This window comes from Acinetobacter venetianus RAG-1 = CIP 110063 (genome assembly GCF_000368585.1).
GTDB lineage: Bacteria > Pseudomonadota > Gammaproteobacteria > Pseudomonadales > Moraxellaceae > Acinetobacter > Acinetobacter venetianus.
The window spans coordinates 863,584-876,253 of the sequence record NZ_KB849558.1; the positions used below are offsets into that span (position 1 = coordinate 863,584).

The 12,670-nt window shown below is 39.3% G+C and carries 7 protein-coding genes and 2 pseudogenes; 2 read left to right on the forward strand and 7 right to left on the reverse strand.

From position 1 onward, the window contains the following. Positions 1 to 60 precede the first annotated feature (60 nt). Complete coding sequence (locus tag F959_RS09635; RefSeq protein ID WP_004879580.1) at positions 61 to 3,531, forward strand: indolepyruvate ferredoxin oxidoreductase family protein; 3,471 nt, start codon at positions 61 to 63, stop codon at positions 3,529 to 3,531. A 324-nt stretch (positions 3,532 to 3,855) separates the two neighbouring features. Here F959_RS09635 and F959_RS09640 read toward each other — a convergent pair. Beyond that, positions 3,856 to 4,095 (reverse strand): annotated as a pseudogene (locus F959_RS09640) (hypothetical protein); the annotation flags it as partial. Positions 4,096 to 4,123: 28 nt separating this feature from the next. Between F959_RS09640 and F959_RS09645 the strand changes: the two are divergent. After that, positions 4,124 to 4,324 (forward strand): annotated as a pseudogene (locus tag F959_RS09645) (zinc-binding dehydrogenase); the annotation flags it as partial. Between the two features lie 41 nt (positions 4,325 to 4,365). Here F959_RS09645 and F959_RS09650 read toward each other — a convergent pair. From F959_RS09650 to astB, 6 genes are all read right to left on the reverse strand, one after another. Beyond that, positions 4,366 to 5,160 (reverse strand): SDR family NAD(P)-dependent oxidoreductase, encoded by a 795-nt coding sequence (locus F959_RS09650; protein ID WP_004879587.1) that lies wholly within the window; start codon positions 5,158 to 5,160, stop codon positions 4,366 to 4,368. A gap of 228 nt (positions 5,161 to 5,388) precedes the next feature. Next, on the reverse strand, positions 5,389 to 7,590 hold the full coding sequence (locus tag F959_RS09655) for an OsmC domain/YcaO domain-containing protein (protein WP_004879591.1): 2,202 nt from the start codon (positions 7,588 to 7,590) through the stop codon (positions 5,389 to 5,391). A 328-nt stretch (positions 7,591 to 7,918) separates the two neighbouring features. Then, positions 7,919 to 8,476, reverse strand: a complete 558-nt coding sequence (locus F959_RS09660; RefSeq protein WP_004879593.1) for a lipocalin family protein — start codon at positions 8,474 to 8,476, stop codon at positions 7,919 to 7,921. Between the two features lie 178 nt (positions 8,477 to 8,654). After that, positions 8,655 to 10,136 (reverse strand): amino acid permease, encoded by a 1,482-nt coding sequence (locus tag F959_RS09665; protein WP_004879598.1) that lies wholly within the window; start codon positions 10,134 to 10,136, stop codon positions 8,655 to 8,657. Positions 10,137 to 10,307: 171 nt separating this feature from the next. Then, a complete protein-coding gene (gene astE / locus F959_RS09670; protein WP_004879601.1) occupies positions 10,308 to 11,282 on the reverse strand; it encodes a succinylglutamate desuccinylase in 975 nt (324 codons plus the stop codon). A 33-nt stretch (positions 11,283 to 11,315) separates the two neighbouring features. Next, positions 11,316 to 12,656: an N-succinylarginine dihydrolase gene (astB, locus tag F959_RS09675; protein ID WP_004879603.1), complete on the reverse strand. Its 1,341-nt coding sequence runs from the start codon at positions 12,654 to 12,656 to the stop codon at positions 11,316 to 11,318. Positions 12,657 to 12,670: the final 14 nt, after the last annotated feature.

Consider the following 12,670-nt stretch of genomic DNA (forward strand, 5'->3'; position numbering starts at 1 on the left):
ATTCAACTGGAAGTTGAAAAAAGAAAGTAGCTCGAACTACAAAATTCTAAGGAGACATAAATGAATATAGCTACAAAATTTACTCCAAATAAGATTCCAACAAAGGATGTGTCACTTGAAGATAAATATCTAAGTGATGACGGTACTGCTTACATGACAGGTATTCAGGCATTGGTGCGTTTACCACTTGCGCAAACTCGTCGAGATACTTTAAACGGTTATCATACTGCTGGTTTTATTTCTGGTTATCGTGGTTCTCCTGTTGGAAATTATGATAATTTTCTCTGGCAAGTTGAAGGCATACTCAAAGACCACCACGTTGTTTTTCAACCAGGCGTAAATGAAGATCTAGCTGCTACTGCAATTTGGGGTACCCAACAAGCCAATCTTGCAGGTCAAGGTAAATATGATGGTGTGACCTCTTGGTGGTATGGCAAAGGTCCTGGTGTAGATCGTTCTGGAGATGTTCTACGTCATGCCAATCTTGCAGGCACGTCTGAACGTGGCGGTGTAGTCGCCTTTTTTGGTGATGATCATTCTTGTAAATCTTCGAGTATTCCACATCAGTCAGAACATGTGATGATAGGCTGCGGTATTCCAATCTTTTACCCAACCTCAATTCAACAAATTCTTGATTTAGGTGCTCACGCAGTCGCAATGTCACGCTTTGCTGGCGTATGGACTTCAATGAAGTTGGTGAGTGAAATCGTTGAAACCTCTGCTTCTGTGCATGTTGATTTAGATCGTGTCACACCTGCTTTGCCTAAAAATGTTCAAATGCCTGAAGATGGTGTCAATATTCGATGGCCTGATCACGGCATTCAACAAGAAGAGCGTCTATATAAATATCGCTTACCCGCTGTATTGGCCTATGCCCGTGAAAATGAGCTGAATCAGGTAACATGGCATTGTGCAGATGCTCGTATTGGTATTGCTGCAAGTGGCAAAGGTTATTTGGATACCATTGAAGCGTTACGTATTTTAGGTATCGAAGGTGAAACGGCTCAGCAGCTTGGACTAAGAGTCTATCAGGTTGCTTTAATTTGGCCTTTAGAACCTCACGGTCTGCGCGAATTTGCCGAAGGTTTAGAAGAATTAATTGTTGTAGAAGAAAAACGTCCGATTCTTGAAGCGCAAATAAAAGATGAACTCTACGCACTTCCAGATGACAAACGCCCGCGTGTCATTGGTAAAGCATGCGATGGTAAAGGTGAATGGAGTACTTCTATTGATGAAGCCCCTCTAATTGGTCACTATGAATTCCAACCTGAACCTATCGCAAAAATGTTGGCGGCTCGCTTCTTAAAATTAGACATTCCAGAAGCTTTAAAAACGCAAATTCAAAATAGAGTTGAGCTACTACAAAAAGCCGAGCAAGAGTCACGACGTGTACTTGATATTGCAGAGCGTAAACCTTTTTTTTGTAGTGGTTGTCCGCACAACTCATCAACGGCATTACCCGAAGGAAGTCGTGCACTAGGTGGGATTGGTTGTCATTTTATTGCTGTGTCACTTGATCGTGGTACTGAAACTTTCTCACAAATGGGTGGTGAAGGTGTAAGTTGGGCTGGTGCTTCTCATTTTACCAATGAAAAGCATATTTTTGCCAATCTAGGCGATGGAACTTATTTTCATTCAGGTTATCTCGCAATACGCCAAGCGATCGCTGCAAAACTCAATATTACCTACAAAATTCTTTATAACGATGCTGTTGCAATGACGGGTGGTCAACATGTTGACGGTCATCTTAGTGTGGCACAGTTAACTCGACAACTTGATGCTGAAGGCATTAAAAAACAAGTGATTGTCACCGATGAACCTGAGTTGATTCATGCAGAAGAAGGTATTGCCCCTCACGTAGAGATTTACCACAGAAATGAACTGGATGATGTACAACGCAAATTACGCGATATTTCAGGTGTGACGGCTTTAATTTATGTTCAAACCTGTGCAAGTGAAAAACGCCGTCGTCGTAAACGCAATGCTTATCCTGATGTAGCAGAGCGTGTTTTTATCAATAGTGAGATTTGTGAAGGTTGTGGTGACTGCTCTAAGGAATCCAACTGTTTATCTATCGAGCCTGTAGAAACAGCATTAGGTACTAAACGGCAGATTAATCAAAGCAGTTGTAACAAAGACTTTTCTTGTGTTGAGGGTTTCTGTCCAAGTTTCGTGACTGTGCATACTCGTGACATGAAACGACCAGAAATATTTCAAGGAATTGAAGCTGGCTGGCCAGAAAATCCAATCATCCCTGAACTTGATCAACAACCTATTCGGATTATGGTCGGTGGTGTTGGTGGTACTGGTGTCGTAACCGCAGGTGCTCTGCTTGGTATGGCAGCTCACTTGGAAGGTAAAGCTGCGCGTATTATGGATATGGCAGGACTTGCTCAGAAAGGTGGTACGGTCTATTCATATGTACAACTCGCTATAGACGATGATCAAATCTCGGCAACCAAAATCCCTGCTGGTCAATGTGATGTTTTAATCGGTGCAGATGCAATTGTAGCAGGAAGTAATGCAGCACTGTCTCGTTTAAAATCGGATGCTATGGTCATCGTCAATGAAGATGGTTCCCCTACTTCTGATTTTCTAGGGTCTCGTGATTGGTATGCACCAATTTCTGATTTGATTAACCGACTACGTGGCCGGACTACACAAGGAAAACTGATCTCTTTACGTGCAACAAGTATTGCTACACAAGTATTAGGCGATGCGATTTTTGCCAATCAAATTCTACTTGGCATGGCTTGGCAATCAGGTCAAATTCCTTTGAAACGTGAAAGTATTGAAAAAGCAATTCATTTAAATGGTACAGCCGCTGAGAAAAATCTTGAAGCGTTCCGTATCGGTTGTCACCTAATTAGTGAACCTGATTTGGCAAAACGCATTATTGCAACGATTCCTACCACTGCTAAACCAACGACTTTAGCCGAACTGATTGAAGATCGTTCTACACGCTTGGTTGAATATTGGAATCAAGATTATGCAACGCAGTATCGAACACTTGTGGAACAAGCAGCCAAAGTCTTGCCAGAAGAATTAACAGGAACAATTGCGACGCAACTCTATAGAGTGATGGCTTATAAAGATGAATACGAGGTGGCGCGTTTACTTACAGGAAAAAGTTTTAAACAATCAATTGAGTCGCAGTTTGGTAAAGGTCTACGCTTGACTTACCACCTTGCACCACCTGCTTTGGGTGCACATGATACGGTACGAAAACGCGCTTTCGGATACTGGATGCGTATTCCAATGATGATTCTTGCTCGTCTACAATGGCTCAGAGAAACTTTCCTTGATCCATTTGCTTTACAGCTAGAACGTCAAAGAGAACATGCTTGGCGCGATCGTTATATCACATTTGTAAAAGCGATTAGTTCCGCCCCTGAAAATTATGATTTCTCTGTAGCCGAACAAATTGCCAAATTACCTGCCGATGTCCGTGGATTTGGTCATGTCAAAATGCAATCGATGGAAACTGCAATACAACGTTGGGATGAACTTTCATTGAGTCTTCGTAAATAGCATTAATAAAGGCAATTGAAACGCTAATCTCAACTTTGAATGAGTTTAAAACTACAGAATCCCCCTTTGATAAAGGGGGACTCATCCTAAAATTTTAAGAGTCATTGAATTTGTGATACTCCTTCCTTTGTAAAGGAAGGTTAGGAGGAGTTTTTAAAAATATTGAAAATATATCTATTTGATTTATATTGAATTGTTTATGATGAATTTGTGGTTGGCGTAATTAAAATAAATAAGTAGCTAATACAGGATCAAACTCAGTTTGTGTTGATCAAGTTCAGCTACTTTATATTTATCTATTAGTGATCTGACTAGATATGCCAATTACTTACTACTCAATGCTTCGATAACGGCTTCAGCAGTGATGCGTGCCGAAAATGGATTTTGTCCCGTAATCAGATTACCGTCTCGAACAACATTTGGTGCAAATGGAATTAATTTTTTCTCATAATATCCACCGCGCTCTTTTGATATTTGCTCAGCATTGTAAGGTACTTTTTTAGCTACACCTGCCAACACTTCTTCACACCAAGCAAAACCAGTAATTTTTTTATCTTTAATGAGGTAGTTGCGCATTCAATAAACCGTAATTGAAGCAAAAGCGCAAGTCATGTTAGCCCTCCAAGAACAAGTTTGGCCTTTAATTTCAAAAGGACAATTAAAACCTTTGTTATTTAAAACTTTTGATCTTGAGGACGCACATCTAGCACATGAGTTTCTGACTCACGGTGAGCATGTTGGTAAGTTGGTTCTTATCGTTAAAAGACAAAATAGAAAAGGATTTCTACTTTAGGCTTAGAAATCCTTTTTAAAATATGAGAGACACTTTGTAGGTTATAGCTTCTTCTCTAACCGCCGATCCATTAACTTAAATAAAGGACGAGTTAGACTCATGACGGTATTGGGTGCGGTATTCAATAATGCATTGGCAATTGCCCCACTTGTACTGGTCACTCGATATGGTTTTTCTTGTACAGCTTTGACTAACCAACCAGCCGCTGTATCTGTATCCAACATACGCATATGTTTATAAATCTTAGTCTTAGAAGACATCGGGGTTCTCACCATCGGGAAATACACGATACTTACATTAATCCCTTGATCTCCTAGTTCCATTTTTAATGATCGCGAAAATGATTCAAGTGCAGATTTACTGGCTAAGTAAGCTGAAAATAATGGAATCGGGACTTGTGTAGACATGGTTGATACATTGACGACATGCCCATGACCATTCGCTAAAAAATGTGGTAACAGTGCTAAGGTTAGACGTACCGCTGCAAAATAGTTTATTTGCATGGTGCGTTCATAATCATGCAGTCTGTCTAATGCTTCCATGATCGGTCGACGAATTGACCGAGCTGCATTATTAATTAGAACATCAACGGTTTTATGTTCACTCAGGATTTTTTCTATACACTGTTGAGCATCATCATTTTTAGTAATATCAGTAGGATAAATCCAAGCTTGACCGCCCTGTTGCTGAATAAGATTTTGTACACGCTCTAACTCATCACTACGACGCGCAACGATGCAAACTTTAGCGCCTAAGGATGCAAGCTGAATAGCTGCTTGTTCTCCTATTCCACTCGATCCCCCTGTCAGTATGATTGTTTTTCCATTTAAGCTCATATCACCTTCCTATGGTCAGTAGAAATATTGTTCTATGATGTTTAGCATCAAATGCTTTATTTTATAGATGTATTTTTGTTTGATTTTGACCCCATAGCATGCATTTTATCGCCGCTTAGATCAAATAAATGTATATAGGCTGTGCTGTTAAAATTCTAAAAAGTATTCATTTTCTTAGAGACATAAAAAAGTGCATGATAGACATGCACTTTTTTATAAAATTATTTATTAAGCTACAGCAACTGCTTTAGCTCTTGCAGCATGTAGTTTCTTATAGCTTTCGATTAAGCGTAAGTGGCGATCTAGCCCTTCAAGTTTCATACTTGTAGGTGTTAAACCATAGAATTTAACATTGCCTTCAACTGAACCCACAACCGCTTCCATACGTTCTTGACCGAACATACGACGGAAATTCACATCGTAGTCTTCCAGTTCCATTTCATCATCTAAGACAACTTCAAGTACCACATTCATGCATTGATAGAACAAACCACGTTCTACAGTGTTAGTGTTGTACTGTAAGAATTGCTCAACAAGGTCTTTTGCTTCTTCAAATTGTTGCAAAGCTAGATAAATGAGAAGTTTAAGTTCTAGGAGAGTAAGCTGTCCCCACACGGTATTGTCATCAAACTCGATTCCAATCAGCGTGGTGATTTCCGTATAGTCGTCTAGTTCACATTCTTCTAAGCGTTCAACAAGTGCTTCTAATTGAGAGTTGTCTAGTCGGTGAATATTAAGAATATCTTCGCGGAAAGCTAAGGCTTTGTTGGTATTATCCCAAATTAAATCTTCAACCAAATAAATTTCAGAATAATCTGGTACTAAGATACGGCAAGCTGTTGCACCTAAATGCTCATAGACTGCCATATAAACTTCTTTGCCCATTTCTTCTAAGATGCCAAATAGTTCGGCAGCTTCATCTGCATTTGAGTTTTCACCTTCATTGGTGAAATCCCATTCGACAAAATCATAGTCAGATTTTGCACTGAAGAAACGCCAAGACACCAAGCCGCTCGAATCAATAAAGTGTTCCACAAAATTATTTGGTTCAGTCACTGCTTCACTTTGGAAGGTTGGCTGTGGTAAGTCATTGAGACCTTCAAAACTACGACCTTGTAATAACTCTGTCAGACTACGCTCTAAAGCAACTTCAAAACTTGGATGCGCACCAAATGAGGCAAATACCCCGCCAGTACGTGGGTTCATTAAGGTCACACACATCACTGGGAATTGACCACCTAAAGATGCGTCTTTCACGAGGACTGGAAAACCTTGTTCCTCTAAACCTTTGATGCCTGCCACAATACTTGGGTATTTTGCTAAAACATCTTCAGGTACATCAGGTAATGCAATCTCACCTTCAATAATTTCACGCTTAACAGCACGCTCAAAAATTTCAGATAAACATTGCACTTGAGCTTCAGCTAAAGTATTACCTGCACTCATCCCATTACTGAGATATAAGTTTTCGATCAAATTTGATGGAAAATAAACAACTTCTTGATCTGATTGACGAACAAAAGGTAGTGAACAAATACCGCGCTCGGTATTGCCTGAGTTCGTATCGTAGAGATGTGTACCCAGTAATTCATCTTCAGGATCATAGATTTCTAAGCAATATTCATCCAAGATTTCTTTCGGTAATTCACCATTTGAACCCGGCTTAAACCATTTTTCATCTGGGTAATGCACAAATTCAGCATTTGCAATTTCCTCACCCCAAAATTGATCGTTATAAAAGAAATTACAGTTCAAACGCTCGATAAATTCACCGAGCGCTGATGCGAGTGCGCTTTCTTTGGTTGAGCCTTTGCCATTGGTAAAACACATGGGTGATTGAGCATCACGAATATGCAGCGACCATACGTTGGGTACGATATTGCGCCATGAAGCGATTTCAATCTTCATACCTAAGCCAGCCAAAATACCTGACATATTGGCAATCGTTTCTTCAAGCGGCAGATCTTTGCCTTGAATAAAAGTGCTATTTTCAGAAGTCAGGCTTGGCATTAATAATGCCTGAGCATCGGCATCAATACTTTCTACTTCTTCAATAATAAATTCAGGGCCAGTTTGAATCACTTTCTTTACGGTACAGCGATCAATTGAACGTAAAATCCCTTGGCGATCTTTTTCAGAAATATCAGCTGGAAGTTCAACCTGAATTTTAAAAATTTGCTTGTAGCGGTTTTCAGGATCAACAATATTGTTTTGAGATAAGCGAATATTATCTGTTGGAATATCACGCGCGGCACAATAGACTTTGACAAAGTAAGCAGCACAGAGGGCTGATGAAGCCAAGAAATAATCAAATGGACCAGGTGCTGAGCCATCCCCTTTATAGCGAATAGGTTGATCGGCGATCACTGTAAAATCGTCGAATTTGGCTTCTTGTCGAAGGTTGTCGAGGTAATTAACCTTGATTTCCATGCTGGCACCTAAATGGGTCTGATGTGAAGATTACACAAGAGATTGAAAAATATTGATAAAAAGTCGAATTATGGATATGAAATTGACTTAAATGAACGATGTTGGTCGTGCAATGAACTCACTGTACAACTGAAACTCGAATGGATGGCGGTATTATAGTGTGATTTTGTTGAATTGATAACTTTTGTCTGTTCTTCCAGCTTATTTATGAACAATTCATAAATTAAAAATGATTAGGCATAACCTAAAACTATAAATCTAAAAGGTTCGGTTTTAAATGTTTAGCTTAAAAATGTCAGATGTAAATTTTAGCATCTGACAACAATCATTATTGGCTCGTATGTGGCGTTTTAATCAATTCAGATAAGTCATAGCCTTGTTGTTTTGCAGTTTCGAGATAGGATTGATAAGTTGCTTCATCAATAGTTGGCGTTCTTGAAAGTAACCACAAATATTTATTTGATGGCCCACCAACCAACGCAACTTTATAGTCTGGATCAACTCTGAGTACCCAATAGTCCCCTTTAGTAAAAGGAATCCAGCGTAGTGCTTTTGGCATAAAACTTACTTTTAATTTACTCATGCCTGCATTGTCTGGATAAGCGATTCCAACGGACTGATCCATTTGATCTGATTTATTACGACAGCTATTGATAACTTGGATTGTATTATTCGCATTCAATGAATATTTTGCAGTGGTATCACTCACGCATTGACGCTGAAAATACATAGGTAAATGTGCAATTTCATACCATTTCCCTGCATATTGTTTAATATCAATTTTATCGACTGCAGTGGGCTTAGCTGTATCAGCGAAAGTAGCCATACTTAACGCCGCGAGAGAAATTGATAATACTGCGCTACTGCATAACACTTTAATGTTCATTTAATCCTCAATCTTATTAATACAATACTTTTCAACTATAAAAAGTCTACCGCGAATAAAATGTGAGAATGTAAATGTATACGTTTCAAAGCATATTTTTACGTATAGAGATGATATTGAAAGAATTAAAAACAAAAAAAGTTGAAGATTAACTTCAACTTTTCGTGTCAGTTTAAAATTAAACTTCTTTGTTTTTGTAAAAAATAGCGTAACTTACATAACATGCGATCATAAATAAGATACAGCAGACAAAACCAACTTGCATCGAAGGATCAGTCACCATACTAATACAGGTGATCACACAGAACACGCCACCTAAGATGGGTGTTAGTGGGAATAATGGTGCAGCAAATTTAAGATCTTTGACTGTTTTACCTGATTTAATCCATTGTCTACGGAAGTTAAACTGCGATACGCAGATCGAAATCCAAACAACAACCATGGTGAATGCAGCAACACCTAACAAGTTTTTGAAAATTGTTTCTGGTGCAAAATGTTCAGACAGTAAGCCCGGAATCGCACCAAACATTGTGACAATGATTGCAACAATAGGTGTGCCTGAACGAGTCAGTTTTGAGAATACTTTTGGTAATTGTTTTTTTGCAGACAAAGACCACATCATGCGTGATGCTGCAAATAAACCTGAGTTTGCTGCTGACAATAACGCCGTGATGATAACAAAACGGATAATGTCTTCGGCATAAGGAATACCAATATAGTTAAATACGGTTACGAATGGACTGTTACTTACTGAGTTTGCATTTAAGCCAGCCATTTCATACGGTAGTAATGCACAAATCACCACAATTGTGCCCACAAAGAAAATCAATAAACGCCAAATCGCTGCATTGATTGCTTTAGGAACGGTTTTCGCTGGATTCTCTGCTTCACCTGCTGCAACACCGATTAGCTCTGTACCTGAAAATGCAAAGTTTACAATTAACATCGTTGCAAAAATTGGGAAGATGCCATTTGGGAACCAACCATGTTCAGTCAATTTACTAAATAAAGGTGCAGATTCATGACCGTGATATGGGATAAAGCCAAAAATTGCAGCTAAACCAAGTGCAATAAAGCAAATAATTGTCAGTACTTTAACCAAAGAAAGCCAAAACTCAGACTCCGCAAAGAACCGTGTTGAACTGACATTGAGCGTAAAGACCAAACCGGCAAATACTAATGTCCATGTCCACATGGAAATTGAAGGAAACCATTCCTGCATCAACAGTGCAGCAGCAGTAAATTCCGTACCAAGAGTCGCCGTCCAAGTTAGCCAATATAACCATGTAATCATATAGCCAGTTCCCGGGCCAATATAAGTACGCGCATATTCACCAAAAGAACCCGAAACTGGCATTTGTACTGCCAACTCCCCCAAGCACAACATCACCATGTAGGCAATTATGCCTCCAAGTAGATACGATAAAATTGCACCTACAGGACCTGCTTGAGAAATTACATCTCCTGAACCTAGAAATAAACCTGTTCCGATCGCGCCACCAAGTGAAATCATAACCAAATGACGTTTGGTCATGGCGCGTTTCAATGGCTTACCAACTTCTATTTCTGAGGTAGAAATAGTATTTGAGCTACCTTGGGATACATATTGCTCACTCAGGCATTCACCTGAGAGAAATGTCTTGTCATTATTGTTGCTCATTCACGATCACTCCAACGATATTTTTATGACAACCTGTCCTTGCTGTTTCACTTTCATAAAAAATTAATATCTATATTTAGATACTTTTTCTGCATTTTATTTTTTACTGAATATCCATATTCAAACTCCATCTATCCTTGAAAGATTCAACCGATCATTTTGGTTGTGCTCTTATTCAATTTCTTTTAAAACTAATCCAGCTCTTAACCCGATTTTGACCTTTGGGTTTGGAAACAGAATCCAAACCTGAGTATCTTGAGCCTTATAATCACCTATTGATTGTGTAGCAATGACCTCACCTTTCTGAAAAGTTGAAAAGTTAGGTGCATCTGCGCTTAATTTGAGTTGAAAATCTTCACTTTGTTTTAAGATTGAATCTGCAACCTTAAATTGACGAATTTTTGGTTTTTTGCGTTGAGGCAAAGCTTGCTCAGAAATGACAGCACGTAAAACTTGATCAATATCTGCAAATTCTGAGAGATCATTTTGACCAAAAGCTTTTGCTTTGCCCAATTCCAAGGTGCTGCTTTCAGCGTGCAACATTTCACTGCTAAAATGGGTAAATGTTTTCCCTACTGAATTGTGATAGACCAATGCATCTAAATTTGCAGCTTTCAGACTTTCAATTAAGAAGTCATCATAAGCGCGAGTTTGGTAAGGAAATAATGCAAATACGGGTAGTAAAGAGGCTCGAATCGCGGTATGTAAATCATAGTGATAACGTTGCGCATCTTTATCACTTTGTTCAAAAAATTGTGCTGTGACTTGTTCTAATTGTGCTGCACGTTGCGTTTCTTGATCTTGTACTAAAGTTTTATACGCTCCGCAGAACATACGATTCATATCATTTTCAAGATAACGAATACCTTGTCGAATGGCTTGAGGATTACCTAAAACGAAAAGGATACGTGTAGATAAAGCTAAGCGTTCTGCAAAGAGATCTTTAATAATATTTGCGAGTAATTCAATCGGGGCAGTTTCATTGCCATGAATACCAGCAGAAAGTACGATGGTTTTTCTATAATGTGCTTTTGGCGTACATTGCAATAGCCCTTCACCTAGCCATTGCCATGTAAAGCCAGCCACTTCACCATGATTGTGCTTAGGCGCTTGTTGTTCTAACGTCAACGTTAATAGATCAACCATGTACTTTCATCCTTAAAAGCAGTTGTTTAGTATTTATCTTTGGAAGTGATAAACCGAACCTAAAGCTAAAATTTTGGTGAGTTCATCAAGTGCGGTACGGCTCTCAATGAGTAAGTTTGGATCAGCTAAATCATCTTGAGAAAGCTCATCACGATAATGTTGATCCACCCACTGATTTAAGGTTTTGAATAAATCATCATTCATAAATAAGTTTGGATTGACCGCAGCAAGTTCAGCGTCATTCACTGCAACACGTAAGCGTAAACAAGCAGGCCCACCACCATTTCGCATACTTTCACGCAGATCAAAAACCTTGATGTCATCAATTGGTGTACCCATTTGAATCATGTCATTCAAATAGCTCCACACAGCTTGGTTTTGACGAGATTCTTCTGGAACAACGATGCTCATACCACCATCAGTACGCGTCAAAATTTGGCTATTGAATAAATATGTTGAGACAGCATCTTCAACACTTACTCTGTTTTCTGGCACTTCGATTGAAATAAATTCTTGCTCAATGCCCGCCATTTTTTGACGAATTTCATTTAATGCATCAGCTTGATTTAAGAAAGCTTGCTGATGATGAAATAAAACTTGTTGGTTGCTGACTGCAATCACATCGTTATGAAAAACGCCCTTATCAATCACATCAGGATTTTGCTGAATAAATGCTGTACGTTTTTCATCTAAACGATGTAAACGTGCAACAGCTTCACTCGCTTCACGTGTTTGACGTGCAGGGAATTTCTGTGGTGCAACCTTGCCGCCAAGCTGTTGTTGACCGTAAACAAAAACTTGGATACCTGCTCGATCGTATCCGCCACCTAAACGGTTATGGTTTGCTGCACCTTCATCACCAAACAGTGCCGCTTCAGGCAATGCTTCGTGATGCGCGAAATATACATCATTATTGAACATCGCTTGAAGGATACGGGTTGTCGTATGATGCTCTATTGATCGATGGAACTTATTATTTAAGTTTGCGGCGGTAAAATGTACACGTCCATCCGCACTATCAGCTGATGGAGAAACCGTACACGAGTTTGCTGTCCACATAGATGACGCAGAACTGAGCGATGATAACAATGCTGGTGCGGTGCGCATTGCTTGAGCTATCACATCAATATCACTGCCTGTAAAACCTAAACGACGTAATGTCGGTACATGTGGTCGTTCTTGCGGAGCAAATACCCCTTGTTTGAGTCCAAGATCAGCAAGTGCTTTCATTTTCATGAGGCCTTGTTTTGCTGCTAATCGTGGATTCGACGTGTTATTACGGTTTTTCGTTGAAGCAACATTACCAAAAGATAAGCCTGCATAATGATGCGTAGGGCCAACTAAACCATCAAAATTAATTTCAAAACCTGACATTTTTTCTCTCCAAC

Excerpts from the sequence above, each read along its gene's own strand:
- F959_RS09635 (WP_004879580.1), top strand. The coding sequence starts at position 61 with ATGAATATAGCTACAAAATTTACTCCAAATAAGATTCCAACAAAGGAT.
- F959_RS09650 (WP_004879587.1), bottom strand. The coding sequence starts at position 5,160 with ATGAGCTTAAATGGAAAAACAATCATACTGACAGGGGGATCGAGTGGA.
- F959_RS09655 (WP_004879591.1), bottom strand. The coding sequence starts at position 7,590 with ATGGAAATCAAGGTTAATTACCTCGACAACCTTCGACAAGAAGCCAAA.
- F959_RS09660 (WP_004879593.1), bottom strand. The coding sequence starts at position 8,476 with ATGAACATTAAAGTGTTATGCAGTAGCGCAGTATTATCAATTTCTCTC.
- F959_RS09665 (WP_004879598.1), bottom strand. The coding sequence starts at position 10,136 with ATGAGCAACAATAATGACAAGACATTTCTCTCAGGTGAATGCCTGAGT.
- astE (WP_004879601.1), bottom strand. The coding sequence starts at position 11,282 with ATGGTTGATCTATTAACGTTGACGTTAGAACAACAAGCGCCTAAGCAC.
- astB (WP_004879603.1), bottom strand. The coding sequence starts at position 12,656 with ATGTCAGGTTTTGAAATTAATTTTGATGGTTTAGTTGGCCCTACGCAT.